The sequence below is a fragment of the Paenibacillus sp. FSL W8-0919 genome (genome assembly GCF_038003785.1).
In the GTDB taxonomy this organism is placed as follows: Bacteria; Bacillota; Bacilli; order Paenibacillales; family Paenibacillaceae; genus Paenibacillus_AQ; species Paenibacillus_AQ lactis.
This window is the reverse complement of sequence record NZ_JBBOPV010000001.1, coordinates 877,233-898,184: the sequence shown is the minus strand read 5'-3', so window position 1 is coordinate 898,184 and position 20,952 is coordinate 877,233. Positions and strand designations below refer to the sequence as shown.

Sequence of the window (20,952 nt, the reverse complement as noted above, 5' to 3'; positions counted from 1 at the left end):
AACTTGCACGTAACTTCATAGAATGAGCTGGATGTATTAGCAGCATTATCGAATCAAACTTCGAATGGAGTCTCTAGGGTGACATCAAAACCGTAACTACACCCGAAGAAACTTGTGTTGTCGTTATCTTCGGACAGGGGTTCGACTCCCCTCGCCTCCATCATGAAACACACCATCCGCATGAGGATGGTGTTTTTGTTTTATATTAATACTATAGGCTAGAGCATGTCTTACAGATGGAGTGAAATCGATGAATCATAGTCATGAAGGAGAGGATCGATTGATAACGGTGCTCAATATGGATGGTCAACAGCTAACCCCGTGTTTGCTCCATCGGGCTTGGCGGGAAGTTGAGCGATCGCGAGCTGTCTGGATTGATGAGCAGACCATCCAATTGCTTTATAATCCTTTCTTATTCCGGGGCTATCGAAAAGCTGCACTGAAACGAGATCATCACACTTGTTTGTGGTGCGGGGGGCACGCTACGACAGTAGACCATATTATCCCCTCAAGCAAAGGCGGCTCGGATCTTCCCCACAACCTGATCGCTTCATGCAGCGAATGCAATACGAAACGTGGAAACCGTCCGGCATGGTCCTATCTCAAAGAAAACGCACGCGCTGTTCCGAATCTTATAAAGCTGTGCTGGCGTATCTTTATCGCTAATTACAGACATCGCCCCATGAAAAAAGGGGACACTTGAGTAAAGGTCTAGAATTGTTGTTTCGACCGACCGAAGTCTTTGCAGGAATCGTGACACGCTCCTTAATTTTGCCGACATTAAAACTGTGACTACATCTGTAGAAACTTGTGTTGTCGTTATCTTCGGACAGAGGTTCGACCTCCCTCGCCTCCATACATACAGTAAAAAAGCGACCCTAATTGGTCGCTTTTTTACTGTAGCTTCAGTCTGAATTCAACATGTTCTTTGTAGAAGGGTTTGCTTTCTTATTACTTGGGGAGGGGGCAGCCACCTCTACCCAAATGCAAATCCACCTATTCATTTGCCGTCATTGTATGTGTCTTGGGCAGTAGAAATGGCATGTGTTTTATTGCTTAAGTGCCGACATTTCATAATGTAACAATCTTCATATATAATTGAACTGTCTAAGTTGAACTCCGTAAATGATTAGATAACTAAAATATAGTTAAATGAGGGAAGCGAATGAATTTTTTGCGGGAGTTTTTTGCTAACAATATAGTAAGAAGAATTCTATTCCTCCTACTAGTCGTTTTATTGCTGTATAGCTTGAGAGATATGCTCAATTTGCTGTTATTGCTGTTTCTTGTTACCTTCGTCATGGGACGCCTCGAGCAATATATTACGAAGAAAATATCTAAGCTGTTTCCTATATCGCCTATTGTCGTTAATACGGTATTGTATGCGGCTTTAATATTTGGGCTTGTCTACGGAATTCTCCATTATGTTCCGAAGCTCATTAGTCAAATTTCTGATTTGTATTTTTCCATTATCCGATTTCTAAATACACCTCAGTCAGATGAAATTGCTGCGCTTGTCTCCTCCGCACTTAGTAAGCTGGAATTAGAGCAATACGGAAGCCAGGCACTAAATTATATTCTGAAGCTAGGCAAGTGGGCGGAGGTTATCATTTTTGTTATTGTATTGAGCTACTTCTACTTAATCCAGAAGAAAACCGTCAATGACTTTACAGATAAGTTGAGCAAAAGCAAAATAAGCTGGGCTTACAATGAGTTTAAATATTTTGGCCAAAAATTCACCTCCTCCTTTGGTAAAGTGATCGAGGTTCAATTAATGATCGCCTTGTTGAACACGATTCTAACGACGATCGGGTTGTCGATTTTGGGCTATCCTTACTTGTTCGCTCTAGCGATTATGGTTTTTCTACTAAGTCTTGTGCCGGTAGCCGGTGTTGTTCTTTCCTTCATTCCGATCAGTATTATCGGTTACCAGATTGGCGGTATCTCAACCGTCATTTGGGCGATTGTCATGATTTTGATCATCCATGCAGTTGAGACATACTTCTTAAATCCGAAGCTGTATGCTCATAAAACGAAGCTGCCGATGTTTTACACCTTTATTGTTCTTATTTTCTCCCAGCACTTCATGGGGATCTGGGGGTTAATTCTCGGGATTCCGATCTTTATGTTCCTGCTCGATATTTTCGAAGTCGATCAAAAAACCGCGATATCACCAAACATTGAAGCTGCGCAGCTTTTAGGAGAAAACGTAAGTCCTAGGAATAATCAACAGCCCTAAGTCACTTCCCGAAATAATCTTGCTGTGTTCGATTAAAAGTGTAAAATTCTTAGCTATAAGTTTGCAAAGCAAGACACCTCACTCAAAGAGTATCAAATGTACATTATGCATAAGAAGGGCCTTTAGAGGTCCTTCTTTTTTTGCCCCCTTTTTTTCTGACATTTGTCATAATCGGCTTGTGACAACCCACACTAATTGGTTCTCGCGCTTTTTCAATATAATAAGGACATCAAGGAACGAAAGAAGAAATTAGCGGAGGTTAGGAAAAATGACAAAGGCGATTGAATGTATCAATCTAGTGAAGAAATTCGGCGATTACTGTGCCGTTGATCATATGAATCTATCTTTTGAGAAAGGTCAAATATCAGCATTGCTCGGACCGAACGGTGCAGGCAAGACAACAACCATTTCCATGATCCTCGGAATGATCAAGCCGACATCAGGAGAAGTCAGGGTCTTGGGGGTCCCGTCCGGCACAAAAGAATTGCGGCAGCGCGTCGGAGCTCTTTTGCAGGATGTGAAAGCAGCAGATGGACTTACGGTGAAAGAAGTGCTTCAATTGTTCCGCAGTTATTATCGTAATCCGATGTCGCTGGAGCGATTGTTAGACATTTCGGGTCTCCATGCGGATCAGAAACGGCGCGCATCCTCCCTCTCTGGAGGACAACGCCGTAGATTAGCTTTCGCCCAGAGTTTGGCGGGAAATCCGGAGCTTCTCCTGCTGGATGAACCAACCGTCGGAATGGATATCGAGGCTCGTGGCCGCTTTTGGGACACCATCCAAGCGCTGGCAAATGACGGACGTACGGTGCTCTTAACTACACATCATTTGGAGGAAGCGGATGCTGTCGCAGATCACATCGCAGTCATCGCTAGAGGACAGGTTGTTGCGGAAGGGACTCCAGAACGTTTAAAGGCTCAAACAGCGCTTAGAACCGTTTCATTTCGAGCGGTGAACGCGCCAGCTGAGCAGGAGTGGCTCACATTGCCTGGTGTAGAAAAGGCAGAGTGCAACGGCGAGCGAATTCGTCTGCATGCCCAAGAGACCGATGTATTGTTATTTACACTGATGCAGTCTGAATGGGGAATTTCCGATATTGATATACAATCCGCCAGTTTAGAAGATACATTCCGAAGTCTTACAGGCTCAAATAAATAAACGATTATACGATAATAAACATTTTTAGGAGGAAAATAGCCATGTTCCATATGTTTGTTGCTCAGACGAAAGCAGAAAGTATACGAATTATCCGCAGTCCATTTTTCTTACTCTTCTCCATTGCGATGCCGCTTGCTTTCTACTTTTTATTTGCGAGTATGAATGGGGTAGATCAATCGATTCAATCAACAACTTGGGGTGTCTTTTCATTGATGTCGATGACGGCATTCAGTTTGATCGGTACAGCCGTATCTCAATTCGGTATCCGTCTATCGTTCGAGCATCAAGACGGGTGGGTACGCTTGTTGAAGCTGACTCCCCTATCCCCTGCAGTCTGGATTGGCAGCAAAATTGTATCGCAAATGGTTGTTCACTTGATCGTCATCGTAGTTATCTTTTTATCTGCCGGCCTTGTTCATGATATACAATTGACAGCAGGGCAATGGATTTTATGCGGATTATGGTTATGGATTGGGAGCATATCTTTTCTGGCGCTTGGTGCCTTGTTAGGAACGCTTAAAAATGCGAATACCTCCGTTGCCATAGGAAATGTATTACAGATGGGACTTGCCATTGTGGGGGGGCTTTGGATGCCGCTTAGTACTTTGCCGAGCTGGATGGGATCGGTCGGGGAATGGCTTCCATCTCACCGTTACGCCAATGGGGCGTGGAATATGATCGCTGGAAAAAATCCAGCAAGCATCGATTTCATAATTTTGACAGGATGCGGTCTCCTCTTTATGCTACTATCAATCTATATCTATAATCGACGGGATGCGGTCTAATTGAATAGAGAAAAGTGGCGTCTCTTTCCAAAATCGGAAGGAGTCGCTCCTTATATTTTGTTAACAAATTTAATGATACCCATGTACTTTCTACTCTATGAGCCGTCAAGTATACAGTGGCTTGGCTTTGTTCTGTTAGGCATATTCGTTCTATTGTTTCGACAATCCTACTTTTATTTAAAGTGGGCCACGCCAATATTGATCGTTCAGGTGGGTATACTTTTGATTTTAGCAGCTGTATTTCACCCTATGTATACGTTTATGGGTTTTATGATCGCTGCTCCGCTGAGCAAACAAAAGCTGCCGATGTTACTCTCTATAACGATCGTTTTCACTGTAGCTATGGGATTTATCGCTGTTCCTTACTTGGACCTGATGGGCAGCCTAGTATGGATAGGGCTGGTGCCTATGTTTGGCATCTGTATTCTGCCGTATATTATTCGAACTTCGACCCGATTTCAACAGAAGTCTGCGCGGCTGCGGGCAGAAACGGCTGAACGAATGGCACAGCAGGAGGAGCGCCAGCGGATCGCACGTGAATTACATGATACATTGGGACATACGCTGTCATTAATCGCACTAAAAGGTGAGGTCGTTGAGAAATTGGTCCATCGTCAACCCGAGAGAGCGATAACAGAGGCTCGTGAAATACGAGAAACGGCACGCGCAGCCTTGAAACAAATGCGAGAATTGGTTACGGAGATGAAAGTTACATATCTCGCTGACGAATATAAGCATGCTATATCGTTATGTTCAGCAGCGGGCATACAGCTTTTTTTCCAATATCAATCGATTTCAGATCCCAGACCTTCTAATGGAGGGACGCAAGACGCCTTAGTGAACAATCCGCTTCCGTTAACACCCTTGCAGGAGACGATTTTGGCGATGTGTTTTCGCGAGACGATTACAAATGTGGTTCGTCATAGCCGAGCAACAAGTTGCAGCGTTCTTCTCGACATTCAGGAAGGGGAAGTTCGTGTATCCGTAAGTGATGACGGTATTGGGGCAGATATGGATCAATTCTATACTAGCAGTAATGGCCTCGCCGGTTTACGGCAGCGGTTGGTTATGATCGATGGTCGTATGTCGCTGTCTTCGTCCCCAGGCAAGGGGACGGAGGTCACCTTACATATACCTAGGGTAATACGAAATGAAAAGGTAGGTAGCGCTTAGATGATTCGTATTGTTTTGGCAGAAGATCAAAAGTTATTAAGGGGAGCATTGGCAACGTTACTCTCGTTAGAAGATGATATCGAAGTCGTCGGTCAAGCTGAAAATGGGGAAGAAGTGATGTCCATGATTCAGGAGAATGAACCCGATGTAGCCGTTCTGGATATTGAGATGCCACTGAAAACGGGGTTAGATATTGCGGAATGGGTTCAAAAAAATAAGTTGGGTTGTCGTGTCATCATCTTGACGACGTTCGCGCGTCCCGGATATTTCCAGCGGGCCATGCAGGCAGGAGTTTATGGTTATCTTCTTAAAGATACAGGCAGCGATGAACTGGCTGATGCGATTCGTCGGGTCTATGATGGGAAACGCGTCATCAATTCAGAATTGTCGCTCGCGGTATGGGATGATCCATGTCCATTATCACCCAGGGAGCGTGAAGTCATGAAGTTGGCTGCCCAAGGCTTAGTTCTTCAAGATATTGGAGCACAGCTGTTTCTATCCTATGGAACGGTACGGAACTATATGTCAGAGGCGATTGGGAAGCTCGGGGCGAATACACGGATCGAGGCAATCGATATCGCACGTAGCAAGGGATGGTTGGATTGAGGAGAACTCCGAGAAATTCTGAAAAAGCGGGTCAATTTTAATAGGATTTTACTGATGTAAAGGCGAAAGAAAAAAGCCCCGAACAACGGAGCTTGTATGCTATAATTTGGAATGTACAACACACCTTGAGTGGGTGGGGCTTCCTCCGGAAAGGAGGTGAGTCCATATGAACTTCTCTTTTTCCGATGTGATCGTATTCGCAGGGTTTATCGTTGCGTTACTGACCTATATCGACCGAAAAAAGAAGTAACCCACTCTTAAGGTTGGCAAACCGTGGGTTACTTCTCTGGACAAGCATTACCCTGGAGGGAATCCCCACTCAAGAGGTTGTGCTGAGGACGGACTGCCATCCGTCCTTATTTCTATTCTTATCTTATCATACCCGGTTTTAGTCCTCAAGGATCAGCATTAATGAAGGTCCCCCGGATAGTTCAGTGAATGGGTGTACAATCCCTTCGCCTACATATATATCAAAGAGCAACGATTCGAATTGGACCCTTTACAGAAGCTCCGATTGAGAATAGCCGTAAAATAAGTTCACCAGAGCCAGGTCCATTCCTAGTCTAAGGTCTAGGTTCAGATACCCCTTAAGACGGTTATTTCAGGTAAATGAGGCGGTTATAATGAATTTATATAACTCGCTGATACGTGATATATGAAGCCAAAAGGGGTGTTTGAATTTGAAAGCAATCGAAGCGACGAACACGGCGCGGGCAGGTAAGGTGAAATGGGTGCTTTTTAATCCAAAAACCTACGCGACGATCCTCTATTTATTGCTATCCCTCCCGTTAGGGATTATTTATTTTACAGTAGCGATAACAGGACTAGTATTATCAATCGGTCTAACTCCCATATTTATCGGAATACCGCTGTTCTTTGGCGTAGCGAAGCTGTTGAACGGGATTGTGCTCTTTGAACAAAGCATGATTAGGCAAATTTTGGGCCTTCCTGCCCCATCCGTTTCATATTCCTACCATCAACAGCCTGTAGCTGGGCAGAACTGGTTGAAACGAATGGTGAGCGGTTTTGACGGAGCGCTATTTATTCGAAATCTGCTGCTCGTATTCCTAAGGTTTGTTACTGGCATCGTATTCTTTGTTATTATGGTAACGGTGATTTCACTGGGACTCGGATTGATTGCTCTTCCCGTCGTGCATATCATTTTGATGAATGAATTGAAGCTTGATATTTTGGAGAATAGCTTGTTCAGTTATTTCCATATCGATTGGACTTATAATCAGCAATACCTGCTGTACGTAGGCGTTGGTCTTGTCCTGTTCTGGGTCGCGCTGCGCGTCGTGAATGGGCTCATGCAAATTCAGCGCAGAATCATGTACGTGGATGAACCCTATCAACGTCCGTCCGTGTCCATGGAACCCCCAAGCCATGAGCCTTTTCAGCCGCAATATGATGAGTACCTGGAGGATCAGCCCGCTCAAGGGATGATGCAGCCAGCCTATAGAGAGCTTTAAAAGCTCTCCCTAAAGCGACCTTAACCGGTCGCTTTTTCGTTTGCGCCCGGTTAAGCCTGAACTATCCTAATCTGCACCTTGAATTTGTTGCTTTCTGCAGTTCACGACTTACCGGCAAGGATGTTCTTCAAGCGTAAGTGTCATTTCCCAGACGAGTAATCATTAACTCAGAATATCGCGGAAAGTGAAAAGTATGAGAAAATGATTATTTCGGAACTGCTTTCGCAGCTGATATGCTGTGGGTGAAATTCCAAAATTTGTTGATTTCCAATAAGGACCTTGAAAAACCTGGTCCATAAGCGAGGAGGTCGATAAGAAAGCTCAATTTATTGCAAGCGGTTACAAACATCGGATGAGTAAAAAAGGAGGAGATAAAATGAAGAACAGCGTTGCAAAGGCAACCGGCATGGTGTTGTTGTTTTCTCTGGCACTGTCTCTCATAGCGGGAGGGTGGACGAATAAGACAACGGTCCATGCAGCCGGTCTTTCGATCATCGGCGGTGGGGGCTGGAATGAAACGGCGTATATCGAATGGTCACCCCTAAGTAATGCGGAGGGATACAATGTATATGTTAAAAACGCAGTCGCGCCGGATTCCAGCTATCAACAAATCGATAATGAGCTGATCCGGCAATACCCTTCCTATTGGAGAGCAGATGCCGTTGGACTCGCAGCAGGAAATTATGTGATGAAGGTTGAAGCCAGGCTGTCGGACGGTTCAACGGTAAGTGTCGTTTCGAATAACCTATCCGTAGCGCCGCATGATCGATCCGGATTTGCTTTTTCCTCAGACTCGCCATACGGGACAGGCTCGGGTGCCTACAATGATGACGGTACGCTTAAAGACGGTGCACAAGTTATTTATGTGACCTCCGAGACGGCACGAACCGTGACTCTTGATGTGAAAATCAATAGCTCAGGCGGGGTTCAAACGGGCGTGGGGATCGGCGAGATTTTGACGCTAAGACAAAAAGGCTATGATACAACCCCTCTTGCTATCCGGGTTATTGGAAAGGTTACCGATGACGACATGAGCGGACAGCTGAATAGCAGCGGCTACCTTCAGGTAAAAGGCAAAAACAATTACTCGGAAATGAATACGACGATCGAAGGGATCGGAGACGACGCTTATGCTTATGGGTGGGGATTGCTCCTTAGATATGTAGGGAATGTGGAAGTAAGAAACCTCGGACTCATGTTGTTCCCTGATGACGGGATTTCCATGGATACTGGAAATGTCAACGTGTGGGTTCATAATAATGATCTATTTTATGGAACTGCTGGAGGAGATGCCGACCAGGCCAAGGGCGATGGTTCAACGGATCTGAAGAAAGGATCGACCTATATTACCATCTCTTACAATCACTACTGGGATTCGGGAAAAGCGGCTCTTGTCGGGTTGAGTGAATCGGAGGAATTCTTTGTCACCTTCCATCATAATTGGTTTGATCACTCGGACTCCCGCCATCCACGAATTCGATTGGCATCGGTTCACATCTATAATAACTTCTATGACGGAGTATCAAAATATGGGGTCGGTGTGACAACGGGAGCTTCGGCCTTTGTGGAATCCAATTACTTTAGACATGCCAAATACCCGATGCTGAGCTCCTTGCAAGGTACGGATGCTTTAGGGGAAGGGACATTTTCGGGCGAAGACGGAGGCGTGATTAAGGCCTATAACAATAGGATCGTAGATGCGGACAGTCTGATTTATGCAAACTCCAATACAGGGACAGCTCCGGCACATGCAACCTCATTCGATGCATACTTGGCTTCGTCAAGAAATGAAACCGTACCAAGCTCTTACAGAGCGTTAGTGGGAGGAACGGCTTATAATAACTTTGATACAACCGTCGATACGGGAGTGAATAACGCCGATATTGATAACGTCAGCGATGTGGAGAAAATTGTTACCGCACAAGCCGGACGCCTGAATAACGGAGACTTCACGTGGCAATTCGATGATTCCGTTGACGACACGTCGTATGCCCTTAACACCGCTCTTATGGCTAAAATACGCAGCTACACCAGCGGGCTCGTATCCGTAGGCGGGAATTCAAGCGGGGTAGATCCGGATCCCGAGCCCCAGCCAGAGCCCGAGCCATCCACAGGGGAACGGGCTCATAACTTTACAACGTCCGGATTGGAAAGTGATTTCTTTGATATTGTAGGGAATCTTTCCACAACGAAGGGAACCGTGGTGTATAAAGGCTTGACGCTAACCCAATGTTTGAAAATCGAGAGTTCCACCCGTGTTACTTTTACCTCTACGGAAACGGCCACATTAACATTAGTGTTTAATTCGGCAGACGGAACCAAGATCAAGATTGATGGAATGAGTTATCCAATGACGAATGGTGTTGTCAGGGTGTCACTTCCCCCAGGAGCGCATACGATTACAAAAGATAACACGGCGAATCTCTTTTATATGGAGTTGGAGTAGAGCGGACGTCGGTCAAAAAAGGGATGCACGGGGCATGACTACCTCAACTGCAATGCTTTCGGGTGACATTAAAGGGCGACCCCATCCGTGGAAGCTTATGTGGTGTTGTCTTCAGACAGGGTTAGGCTCCCCTCGCCTCCTCTTACGAATATAAAAGCGACCGTGGTTCGGTCGCTTTTATACTTCCCCTGTTGGTTTGGCTACTGGGACACAATGCTTCCGAATGGTAGCTGCTAAGTCGGGAAACTGATGCTTATGATTAACCATATCTACCGTAAAATCCTCGGCTTTCTTTGGGTTCATCCTAAAATACCAGCCATTATAACGCAGGAATATGACAAGTGCTGTAAAAGCGGTGCGTTTATTAGCATTGTAGAAAGGATGATTTTGCCCTAATGACTCAAACAAAGCCGCAGCCTTTTCGAACACGATCTGATAAGCCTCCTCCCCAAAAGCGGAGGACTGAGGGCGTAGTACAGCGGATTCGAGCAACCCGGGTTCCTTTACCCCGATTTGTTCACCAGGACTGTAGCGTTGAATCATCGATACATTAATAGCAATGACTTCTTGGACGGATAAATAACGAGTTGAAGTCATCTATCTTTGAGTCCTTGCAGTGTTTGATCGTATTCCTCAATAACATTTGTTAAAGTATCCATGAAGTCTGCGCTAATTCCTTCAGGTAATGAGACTCTTGTTGACTTCTTGATTATAATTTCTCCTGTTTCCGGGCTAACATCAATGCTGACTGTATCACCTTGATCCAATCCGATTTGCTTCAAAGCGTCAGTCATGGTTATACCTAAACTGTTGCCGAATTTGGTCACTTTTCGTTCCATCACAACCATCCTATTCATAAAGATTCTCTCCTTATCAGCATATTCAATCGTTATAACAATTATACAATTATGAATTTGAATTTCAACTAACTACGTTCTCTCACTCTCCATCGTTTAAGAGCTGTAATGAGGATTCAACTTTAGTGGAATACGCTGGCTAGTCTTCGCCTGAAGCTAACTGAAGAAGACAATCAGGTTGACCATGGAGAAGCGGTGACGGGGCATCGGGGTCAGCTAGAAATTCGTGATCGTCTTGTTCCATCTATGCCATAAGAAGGCGATAGCTAAAAGAGATATGGTACATATAACCATCAAATCCGTGTCCTTTACCTCGGGTCTCCATCTACTTTATAATAGTAGGCTATATAAGTTGAACGAAATGAGGTGTAGACGGCACGAACATTTTACGTACTAGGCAGTGCATCAAGTTCATACTCATATAGTAAACAAGGCTTTAGGAGGCAACAATGGATTTTATCAGAAATCAACTAGACGGATATGGCATGAGCGAACTAACGATAGGGTATCTTTCGAATCTGATCATGGTCCTTTTCATCGCGCTGGTCTCCATACTGGCCAATGTTATAACCAAAAAGATTGTGCTGAAGATCATCATTCACATCGTCAATAACAATCGATATACGTGGGACAATATCATTGTGGAGAAAAAAGTGTTTCATAAGCTCTCGCACCTGGTGCCGGCAATCATCATCTATTATTCGGCGTCGATCTTTCCGTCCTATCAAACTTTGATTGAAAAGGCAGCCATGACTTATATGATTATCGTAACGATCATGGTATTTAATGCGCTGCTCAATGCGTTTGATGCGATTTATCGTTCGTTCGAGGTTTCCAAGATCAGGCCGATTAAGGGATACATTCAGGTAGCGAAGATCGTTCTTTACATCGTCGGCGGCATTGTGGTCATCTCGAACCTCATCGGGCAGAATCCCCTGATTATTCTCAGCGGGCTGGGTGCATTATCGGCTGTGCTGATGCTAATCTTCAAGGACTCCATCTTAGGCCTGGTGGCAGGCGTTCAGTTATCGTCAAATGATATGGTGCGTGTCGGCGACTGGATTGAAATGCCGAAATACGATGCGAACGGCGACGTCATCGACATTACCTTAAACACGGTGAAGGTGATGAATTTCGATAAGACGATTACCATGATTCCGAGCTATGCACTCATCTCCGACTCGTTCAAGAATTGGAGAGGCATGCAAGTATCCGGCGGCAGAAGGATCAAGCGCAGCTTCTATGTTGATACGACCAGCATCTGTTTTTGTACCAAGGAAATGATTGAGGAATTTCAGAAAATTCACTACCTTACCGACTATATCACGACCAAACTAAGCGAAATTAATGCGTACAACCTCGAACACCAGATTAATACGGAGAGCAAAGTGAATGGCAGACAACTTACGAATATCGGCGTGTTCCGGGCATATATCCAACAATATCTGAGGCATCATCCGAGAATTCATCAAGAAATGACGCTGATCGTCAGGCAGTTAGAGCCGGGAGATAACGGGCTGCCATTAGAAATCTATGCATTCAGCAATGATACCACCTGGGCAGTGTATGAATCGATTCAAGCGGATATTTTTGACCATATTTTCGCAGTCGCGCCGACATTCGGGCTTCGTGCCTTCCAAAATCCAAGCGGCCATGATATCGTCCAACTCAAGCAAAGCCCGGAATTTTCGCGGGGATATTGAGGCAGGGATAGAAAATATTCATTAGAAGGCGACCGGACCTGGTCGCTTTTTTTTAATTTCATCTCCCGATTCCTTACAAATCGGGGTAATTTGGATTTCTTAATTCAAAATAATCCGCCTTGGGCCAGACGGTTGAGCTCTATGTTTGGGAGAGACGGTTATCTGACAAAGGAAATCACCCCCATTATTTTCCCGGCTGCGCAAGCATGGAATCAAGGTAACCGCGCTTCATAACCATTGGTTATTTACGAATCCGAATCTCTGGTATATTCACTTTGAAAGGCTGGATCAACCGCTCGACTTCGCAAGAGATACCCGGGATACGCTGAATGTATTAACGACACGGGTAGTTCGGCCTGTGATCCATAAAAAATAATATAATTAGCCATCCTTCGATCACGAGAGTTCGAGTTTTCATGGAAATAGGGTGCAAGGGTCTGTAACATAGGCTCAGATCCCCTCGCCTTTCTGCAAAATCCACAGCCTTACTGGTTGTGGATTTTTTTCGTGTTATAAAGAGTAAATAAAAGATGCGAGCTAGCTGAATCATGAATGGGTCATGTCCCCTGAATGAGGTTTATAATAGGACTAGCGAGGACTCAAATTTATGTAAGGAGGCTTTCCAATGAATCAGAATGTTCCGGAGCTTACGCTAAATGACGGCTTGAAGGTGCCCGCAATCGGACTCGGTACTTATAGCCTGAAAGGCGAAGAAGGCGTTAAAGCCATGGCTGCCGCGATGGATGCAGGGTATCGGTTGATCGATACGGCTTTTAACTATGAAAATGAAGGTGCCGTCGGCAAAGCCATCAAGCGGAGCTCCGTTGCCAGGGAAGAGCTGTTGATTTGCTCCAAGCTGCCGGGCCGCCGCCATGCCTACAAAGAGGCGCTCGTAACCATCGAAGAGTCGCTGTACCGAGCGGATCTTGATTATTATGATCTTTATCTGATCCACTGGCCGAATCCCAAGCAGGATGTGTACGTGGAAGCCTGGCAGGCGATGATTGAAGCCAAAAAACGCGGATACATCCGGTCTATCGGGGTTAGCAATTTCCTTCCCGAACATATTGACCGTCTAATTAAAGAGACCGGGGCAGCGCCTAGTTTGAATCAGGTGGAGCTTCATCCTTTCTTTGACCAGGCGTACCAGCGGAAGAAGGATGCGGAGCATGGCATCGTTACGGAATCGTGGAGCCCACTTGGGCGCGGCAATGATATCGTGCAGGATGAACAAATCGTCCGAATAGCCGAGGCTCATGGAAAGACGGGAGCGCAGGTGATTTTGCGCTGGCACACCCAGCTTGGGGCCATTCCGATTCCTAAGTCGGGCTCCCTTCAGCATCAGACGGAAAATCTCGATATTTTAGATTTCGAGCTGACTGCGGAGGAGATGGATGTCATTTCATCCTTCAGCCGCGAGGATGGACGGTTGTGGGGACAGGATCCGAGCACTTACGAAGAATTTTGATCGTAGTAAGCCGCTTCTTTGGCCAATATCCCCCATCATCAAAAGCAGACGCCGATTTTTAACCGGCGTCTGTTTTTTCATCCTGTTCTAATGCTGTACTACAGCTTCCAAATACGGTACAGAATCACCGCTGCTTCGGCGCGGGTGAGGGGATCGTGCGGTGCAATGCGGCCGTTCTTGCCGTTTACAATCCCGGACTTGACCAGTCGGGCCGCACTTTCCAATGCATAACCGGAGACGCTTGCCGCATCGCGGTAACCGTCCAAGCTTCCGGTACCTTCGAGGGACTTGCCGGCTGCCGATAATGCCCGCACGGTCAGCGCCATCATGTCTTGTCTTGAGATCGGCTCATTCGGCTGGAAGGTCTGATCTTGAAAACCTTTTACGATTCCGAGCGCATAGGCGATGTCCAGCTCGCTGTGATCGAAACCGGCAGACTCGGCATCGCTGAAGCCTGCTTGCAGAGCCGCTGTCCCTTGGCCGCCGGATCCCTTTAACTCGAGCGCTCTGACAAGAAGTGCGACGAAGTCGCCTCTCGTCATAAATGCTTCGGGAGAGAAGCGGCCCTCGGACGTCCCTTTGATGACATCCCGCGCAGCCATATGATGAATGGCTTGCTCGGCCCAAGGAACCTTTTGCAAATCTTCGAAAGACTTGGCTTCGTAAGCTATAGCGTAGGTACCGAAACGGGTCGTTTGAAAAACAACCGCGCCCGCCGATGCATCATATCGGCCATTTGGAATGACCGCAATCTTGCCGTTGCCGTCCATGTACCAAACCACCAGGCGCTCCGGATTAAGCAGTTCTTTGGCGGTTGGGGTATATGGAATTTTTACCGTTACAGGAACCTCAGGATGATCCCAGTCTATGGCGTTCCCGTCTGCCGAAAGACTTAGATCGATGGCTGGTCGGCCGCTGATCCGTTCGAGGTCCGCTGCGGCCAGATGAGCCGTTGAAGCTGTACCTATGCGGATCGACACCTGTTTTGCAGTTTTTGCGGCTTGCGACAACCCGCTGCTTGGGATATGAAGGATCGCGTTGTCCGTTTTCAGCACAAGCTCAAAGGCTGGATGGGCGTTCAGGCTATGGCCCGGCAGCTGTACTTCATATACATCCACGGCATTTTGAGGGGCCACTTCAATTACGATTTGTTTCTTGCCGTTGGGGTTAGGAGTGGCTAGCCCAAGCGCTTTTACGAGATCTTCGCTAGCAATGATGCCTACTGCATGTCGATTAGCGACCTTCACTTCAGGATTGATGGTAACCACGCCGTTTTCGTTCCTAATGCTTCCGGCTTGCGGGCTGCTTCCATTGCCGGAGCCGGGATTGCTGCCATTGCTGCTGCTTGGGCTGCTGCCATTGTTGTTACCTCCACCGCCGCCGCTGCCATTGTCAGAGCCGCCGCCGTTCCCAGGGCTTGCGGGTTTGCCGTCTAAGGTAACGACGCCGAACACGGAAGGATCCTGATAGCCGTTGCCGGTCGTATCATTCCACGCGGCAACGCTTTGGCGAGCCCCGTCTTTCGCGTCATTGATCTGGGCGTCGAAGCCTATTTTAACCTGATTTGCAGGTTTGATGGATTTGAAAGGGATCTTTGCTTCCACCGTGTAGTTCGTTCCGGAAATTTTGGTTGCGGATACAAAGCCTTCTGCGATCGCTGGAGGATTAAACGAGGTCTCATTATCAAAGTTGATTCTGTACTGCCCGTCATCCGCTTGATAGAACGTTGTTTTGGCATTGTTTTCATCCAGGAAAATTTCAACGGAGTCCTGCTCCCACACATTCACGCTCGCTTTGTCAAGCTGGGCGTCGCTAACCTGGATCAATACATATAGATTGTGGTCATCCCAGAGCGTTCTGGCCACACCGGTCGCACCCTGCCATGCCGTCTGGTATTGATGGATCGACATCTCGGGAGCTTGGCTCCAGATCGGGTCGACTGTGCCGTCTACGCCAGGTGTGCCATACATGGCAGTGGACTGGTTGGCATCCTTCGAATCAGGCTGGTGCTCCTGAATAAATGTATCAGGATCAATGACACCGTAATAGGCCGGTTTGGCCCGCAAGTTCTTATCAAACAGCAGCGGGTTGGAGGCGGCCCGCCAGCTTGAGCTGTCTTCAAGGCCCCAGAAGGTAACGCGGCTGATATGAGCCGCATGCTCCTTGAAAATTTTCATGAGCTGGGCATACAAATAGCCTTGTGCATTGGCTAACTGCTCGGAGAGCTGATGGTTGCTTCCGGCCTGGATGTCAAGCTCGCTGATGGTGATTTCCACGCCCAAGGAGATAAATTTCTCCAGGGAGCGCTTCACATTTTCCGGATTGGTGTTGATATTGTAATGTCCCTGCATGCCGATGCCGTCGATGAGCAGCTTGCCCGGATGGTCCAGCGCATACTTGTCATTGATTGCTTTCACCATATTGTAAATGGCCTGGGCCTTATTCTGATTGTCTTCGTTATAGTCATTGTAATGAAGCTTGATATCCCATTCCGGATGATCGTCAAGCACTTCCCTTGCCGCGAGAAATGCCTGCTCGACATAATCCGGGCCGATGGCCTGATACCAAGGGGACTGACGAAGCGAGGCTTCCCAATCGGACGGATTCGGCGGATTATCGCTCATCGCCTCATTGACGACATCCCAGGAGATGACTTTGTCGCCGAAGTGCTCCATTACGGTGCGGATATGCGTGCGCAGATTCTCAAGAGCTTCCTCCCGGCTTAAAGGGACCGTATTCCCTTGCCCGTCCTGGGTCGTGTTCATCCATGCCGGGGACTGCTGGTGCCATACCAGCACATGCCCGTGCATCTGCATGCCCTCAGCCAGAACTTTATCCACCATGGCATCCGCGGCCGTGAATGTAAAATTCCCCTTACTCGGCTGCAGCGCATCCGGTTTCATCGCGTTTCCGGCGGTGGCGGCATTATGATGCATCGATAACAGCTCAAGCCGCACGCCTTCGAGATCCTCCGCTGTAATGGCGTTGCCGATGAGGAAATCATTTTGATACGCTTGTTTGACCGGAATCAAGTCTTTCTCGATTTCGACGGGGCCGGCGCTTGTTTTCTCGAAGCTGATGTCATCGATATAAAAGGATGCCGTCGCGTTATTCGAGCTTTCTACATAGATGGTTAAGTATTCATTCCCCACACTGTTGTACCGATAGGTTCCCTCGAACTGGACCCATCCGTCGCTGGTGCTGATCGTTTTGGGGGAAAGGGCCACATAATTCGCGCTGCTTCCGGAGCCGATTTGGGAGGACAGCTGGAGCTGCGAGCTTGCGGGCTCGATCAATTTGATCCATCCCGTGACTTTATATTCGCTGCCTTGATCAACGTATTTCTCGACTCGCAATGATGGCCCGTGCCATGTGGCTGTACGGCCTTCTACCTTCAAAGCGTAAGAGCCGCCGGGGGTATGGTTGGCTTCCTGGGTGACGGTCAACGTTTCATTACCGGATCTGCCTTCAAATCCGCCAGCCGTTTGGTCTTCAAAATCGATGGGAGTGAAGGGTAAAGCGGGTTCCCTAGGAGGCTCTTCCTCACCATCACCGCCGGAAGCCGCCTTCTTGGTGATCCGTATATCCCCGATGTAGAAGGGAACCGTCTTCCCGTCCTCGTTGGATTGAACCCGGAGGGCCGAATCGACTTCGGTATTAACGGTGAATTCTTTACTTAGCTGTACAGGCGTGCCTGCGGCAAAATCCGCACCGGCCAGCCAACCATAGCTGTCTACCGTTTGAAGAAAAGCCTGAGCGCCTGTTGGCACAGGCTCATTGGCGTCTACATATACAGAGACGGTCACCGTATACGTTATGCCGTTCTCCAAGCCCAAGTCGACGTATTTGAAATCGGCCGCGTCCCAGTTATTGGCTCGGTTGCTTACATACAGAGCGCCTCCGTCCTCATTGCCGGCAAACGCTTTATTGGATACATGCGATATGCTGGCACTGCCGGATTGCACGGCTTTTCCTACGCCCGTCCCAAAGGTTTCATGATAAACGGTTTCGGTGGCTTCCGGTTCCTGTGCGTCAGCCCGAACATCCGGGGCTCTCCAGCCCGTCGGAAGAAGTAAAGCTGCCGCGATCAGAATCGAGATGCCTTGTTTGATCCATTTACTCATTCACTGTACTCCCCCTACCCTAAGAATATTAAGCGCTTTCATTAATTTACAAACAGCCTCCTTTCTCCAGAAATTGTAACATCCGGTTGGATCCAGTGTCTTTTTGCAAATTAAAGGAGATACTTAGTTTTTTACATACATTTGTTGGTTAGAAGCAGAAGAAAGTGGAGGAGCGGCTGACTTAAGGGGGGTATAAAAAGGTATGTTCATGCGGAGGACGTCCCGACCGATCGTACCCATAAATATGTATACATTTGACCATATGAAAAGCGACCGGTGCTCGGCCGCTTCTTTGGGTGATTGTTTTTGGAACAGGGTAGTAGTGTAAACAGTTAGAAGGGGGTAGAGAGCACCCTTAATGATAGTTCTTGGACTCATTTTCCTTGTATTTGCCATCGCTGTCATGCAGTGCTTGCTTCCGGCGATCATTGCGGGCTTGCTGCTGCTGCTGGGCGTCCAAGCTGTTCACGGGCGTCTCATCCAGTTTCTCGACCGTATTGATCAAGTTCTTGTCCGGTTGGTTCGTGCTCAAATGTAAGGCCCTCCTTAAATGCTGGGATCGGTTGTGATGCTTATTATGTGCGGGAAGCCAAGCAGATATTCGATCGCTGCCAGGTCAGGGGTTCCGCTTTAACGATCCGGCTGCAGCTGTGGATGAAACGGCTGAAATGAAAGAAAAATTCCGTGTTCGACGATCCGTATGGTTGAAACGGCTAAAAGCGAAGTCCCCATGCATGACAAAGCCCCGTTTTCCGGGGCTTTATACGAGTGTTTCATATGGAACCTTATTTAACTTCCTTCTCCGTAATGAGCTCAATGGTTTTACCATCCGATACGAGCATAATATTGCCGTGAAGGGCAGTGGACGCTACAAGGGCTCCGTTTTTTTCATAACGCTGCTTGATGTTGAGATTTTGAAAAATATTGGCGCTTAGAACCGCGATGTCAGGCGAAGCCGCTTTGACGAATTGCGGTGAGGACGACGTTTTGTCGCCGTGATGGGGAGCATGCACCATATCGGCTTTAAGCTGATCGGCATGCCGCTCCGCAAGATCATATTCTCCGGACTTGTACAAGTCGCCGGCAAACAAGAAGGTGTTGTCGCCATAGTGAAGCTTCATCACGAGCGACTGATTATTGATATTCTCCGTCGACCAATCCTCAAATTTATCCGGGGATGTGCCTTTTTCCGGATTCAGCAGCTCAACCTCCACATGCTCGCCGATCTGAAGACGGTCGCCATCCTCCAAATAATGGAGCGGAATATCATGCTGCTCAATCAAATCCATCACTGTACGGTATGTGCCGGTCGTGTGTTCAATATTCGGCATATAAAATCCGCCGATTTCTTTCGTTCGCAGCAGCGATGTATATCCGCCCATATGGTCATAATGAGGATGTGTATTGATGGCGTAATCGATTCGGGTTACACCCAGCCGCTTCATATACTCCTCCAATTGGGAGCTTGTTGCGGGAATGCCTGCGTCAATCATGAGGTTGAGGCCGTCCGGGGTCTGCAGAAAAATAGAGTCGCCGGATTTCTCCTCCGAATCCAGGAAAAAATAACGTACCGTGAGCTTATCCCGGTATGCAGCGGTATCGAATACGTTGCCAGTCCGGTGGACAATGGCAGATTTGGACGGCTGCTCAGCAGGTGTATCGGCTGAAGCGCTGACGCTCTGCAGGCTTGAGGGATCAGTAGTTCCAGCCTCCTTAGCCTGAGTGCATCCGGCAAGAACCAGAAGCATAGCGAGCGCTAGAGCGAGCAGTCTATTGAACAACAGATGGGGCAGCCTTGATCTCATATCCGCTCGTTTCCTTCGCTTATAAGGCTATGGAGCTTGAGTTTATCATGGAACAAGCGGTGCATGCGCCGGGCAATCAATTTATAGCCTTCCGCATCGGGGTGAAGCTTGTCGGACAAGCGTTCTTGATCCGATTCCCCGAATATGTCGAGACCTTCAACATAGAACAGGTGGCGATCGCCATGCTCCCGCAATATCTCGTAGGCCTCGCGCAGCTCCTGCCGGATTTTCACCAGATTCAGACCGACCAGGTTGTCCGCGGTTTCACGCTCTGGTGCGAAGATCGGCGACATGAGCAGGAGGGGGATACCCTGATGTCGTTCGCGGATAATTTGAATGAGCCCGATGACGCTGGATTTAAAGGCTCTCGCATTCAGGCTGGATTGTCCCATCACGTTAATGCCAAGACATAAGGAAATGAAATCGGCCGGGAGCTCCCGGATCATCCTTGCGACCATAGGCTCGAGGTGGCAATTGGCCGAATAGCCGAGACAGGTCAGCTGAAGCTCCGAGCTTTGAGCGACAAGCGCCGGCCAGGTTTGCGATGGGCTGGCAGCCGCCTTGCACTGCGTGATCGAGCTCCCGTAAGCGATCCAGCGGGGCCGGGTGTCTTGGTAATAGGAGAAGCTTGAGTCCTGATCGAGCAGGATGCGCTGAACACAGACTGGGTGCTTCGGAGATAAATAGATTTCGATAAGCTTGTTCGTGCCGGGCAATGCGTTCCACGTAACAACGGAATCCCCCGGCTGGGCGGTACAGGTCGAATGGAACTGCCCGTCGATCAAGCAATCGAAGCTTAGCGTATTCTCGGTTTCGGCAAAGCCTACTTGAACAGAGGTCGAATCACTCCAAAAGGATATGCGCACGCCTGCGGGGACCTTCGCTTCCCCGCCGATTCCGTCCGGCGGAAATAATGCGGCTTCAAGATAAGGAATGCGCCAGGGCCGGGCCCCATCCTTCGTGATTTCGACACTGACGGCACCGTGAAACAAAGCTTCATGCATGGCAATGACGTTCATGGACTCACTCCTGTGGACGTTTTTTTTCAAGACCGGTATGAATTTCGTAAAGGTACAGCAGATCTGCGAGGGATAACAAGAAAAAGCCCTTTGCAT

At 47.8% G+C, this 20,952-nt stretch carries 17 protein-coding genes; 11 read left to right on the top strand and 6 right to left on the bottom strand.

Annotation, left to right across the window (positions count from 1 at the left end):
• Positions 1-250 precede the first annotated feature (250 nt).
• From NST44_RS03750 to NST44_RS03715, 8 genes are all read left to right on the top strand, one after another.
• Positions 251-703 (top strand): HNH endonuclease, encoded by a 453-nt coding sequence (locus NST44_RS03750; RefSeq protein WP_007132691.1) that lies wholly within the window; start codon positions 251-253, stop codon positions 701-703.
• A 462-nt stretch (positions 704-1,165) separates the two neighbouring features.
• Positions 1,166-2,239 carry an AI-2E family transporter gene (locus NST44_RS03745; protein ID WP_007132690.1) on the top strand — a complete coding sequence of 358 codons (1,074 nt, stop codon included), beginning with the start codon at positions 1,166-1,168 and terminating at the stop codon, positions 2,237-2,239.
• Positions 2,240-2,507: 268 nt separating this feature from the next.
• Positions 2,508-3,398, top strand: coding sequence for an ABC transporter ATP-binding protein (locus tag NST44_RS03740; protein WP_007132689.1), 891 nt, complete (start codon positions 2,508-2,510; stop codon positions 3,396-3,398).
• 41 nt (positions 3,399-3,439) lie between these two features.
• Positions 3,440-4,183, top strand: a complete 744-nt coding sequence (locus tag NST44_RS03735) for an ABC transporter permease (RefSeq protein WP_007132688.1) — start codon at positions 3,440-3,442, stop codon at positions 4,181-4,183.
• Positions 4,184-5,356, top strand: coding sequence for a sensor histidine kinase (locus NST44_RS03730; protein WP_340897876.1), 1,173 nt, complete (start codon positions 4,184-4,186; stop codon positions 5,354-5,356). It abuts the gene before it with no gap.
• Positions 5,357-5,962: a response regulator transcription factor gene (locus NST44_RS03725; RefSeq protein WP_007132686.1), complete on the top strand. Its 606-nt coding sequence runs from the start codon at positions 5,357-5,359 to the stop codon at positions 5,960-5,962.
• Positions 5,963-6,642: 680 nt separating this feature from the next.
• Positions 6,643-7,434, top strand: coding sequence for a sensor domain-containing protein (locus NST44_RS03720; RefSeq protein ID WP_040740261.1), 792 nt, complete (start codon positions 6,643-6,645; stop codon positions 7,432-7,434).
• Between the two features lie 376 nt (positions 7,435-7,810).
• The gene (locus NST44_RS03715; RefSeq protein ID WP_213613339.1) at positions 7,811-9,880 is read left to right on the top strand and encodes a pectate lyase family protein; all 2,070 of its coding nucleotides are present in this window, start codon (positions 7,811-7,813) and stop codon (positions 9,878-9,880) included.
• A gap of 177 nt (positions 9,881-10,057) precedes the next feature.
• On the opposite strand, the gene NST44_RS03710 is transcribed toward NST44_RS03715, so the two are convergent.
• Together NST44_RS03710 and NST44_RS03705 are read right to left on the bottom strand one after the other, a co-directional pair.
• On the bottom strand, positions 10,058-10,477 hold the full coding sequence (locus NST44_RS03710) for a type II toxin-antitoxin system death-on-curing family toxin (protein ID WP_213613338.1): 420 nt from the start codon (positions 10,475-10,477) through the stop codon (positions 10,058-10,060).
• Positions 10,474-10,737 carry an AbrB/MazE/SpoVT family DNA-binding domain-containing protein gene (locus NST44_RS03705; protein ID WP_007132682.1) on the bottom strand — a complete coding sequence of 88 codons (264 nt, stop codon included), beginning with the start codon at positions 10,735-10,737 and terminating at the stop codon, positions 10,474-10,476. Before NST44_RS03705 ends, NST44_RS03710 begins: the two co-directional genes overlap by 4 nt.
• A gap of 449 nt (positions 10,738-11,186) precedes the next feature.
• Here NST44_RS03705 and NST44_RS03700 point away from each other — a divergent pair, with 449 nt between their 5' ends.
• From NST44_RS03700 to NST44_RS03690, 3 genes are all read left to right on the top strand, one after another.
• The gene (locus tag NST44_RS03700) at positions 11,187-12,440 is read left to right on the top strand and encodes a mechanosensitive ion channel family protein (protein WP_213613337.1); all 1,254 of its coding nucleotides are present in this window, start codon (positions 11,187-11,189) and stop codon (positions 12,438-12,440) included.
• 196 nt (positions 12,441-12,636) lie between these two features.
• On the top strand, positions 12,637-12,816 hold the full coding sequence (locus NST44_RS03695) for a DUF1259 domain-containing protein (protein WP_245255873.1): 180 nt from the start codon (positions 12,637-12,639) through the stop codon (positions 12,814-12,816).
• Positions 12,817-13,065: 249 nt separating this feature from the next.
• On the top strand, positions 13,066-13,908 hold the full coding sequence (locus NST44_RS03690; RefSeq protein ID WP_340897868.1) for an aldo/keto reductase: 843 nt from the start codon (positions 13,066-13,068) through the stop codon (positions 13,906-13,908).
• 98 nt (positions 13,909-14,006) lie between these two features.
• Here NST44_RS03690 and NST44_RS03685 read toward each other — a convergent pair whose 3' ends face one another.
• From NST44_RS03685 to NST44_RS03670, 4 genes are all read right to left on the bottom strand, one after another.
• Positions 14,007-18,032, bottom strand: coding sequence for an endo-1,4-beta-xylanase (locus NST44_RS03685; protein ID WP_340897866.1), 4,026 nt, complete (start codon positions 18,030-18,032; stop codon positions 14,007-14,009).
• 355 nt (positions 18,033-18,387) lie between these two features.
• Positions 18,388-18,564: a hypothetical protein gene (locus NST44_RS03680; protein ID WP_340897864.1), complete on the bottom strand. Its 177-nt coding sequence runs from the start codon at positions 18,562-18,564 to the stop codon at positions 18,388-18,390.
• Positions 18,565-18,817: 253 nt separating this feature from the next.
• Positions 18,818-19,837 (bottom strand): ComEC/Rec2 family competence protein, encoded by a 1,020-nt coding sequence (locus tag NST44_RS03675; RefSeq protein WP_340897863.1) that lies wholly within the window; start codon positions 19,835-19,837, stop codon positions 18,818-18,820.
• Positions 19,834-20,856, bottom strand: a complete 1,023-nt coding sequence (locus NST44_RS03670) for an SGNH/GDSL hydrolase family protein (RefSeq protein WP_340897860.1) — start codon at positions 20,854-20,856, stop codon at positions 19,834-19,836. Before NST44_RS03670 ends, NST44_RS03675 begins: the two co-directional genes overlap by 4 nt.
• Between the last annotated feature and the right edge of the window lie 96 nt (positions 20,857-20,952).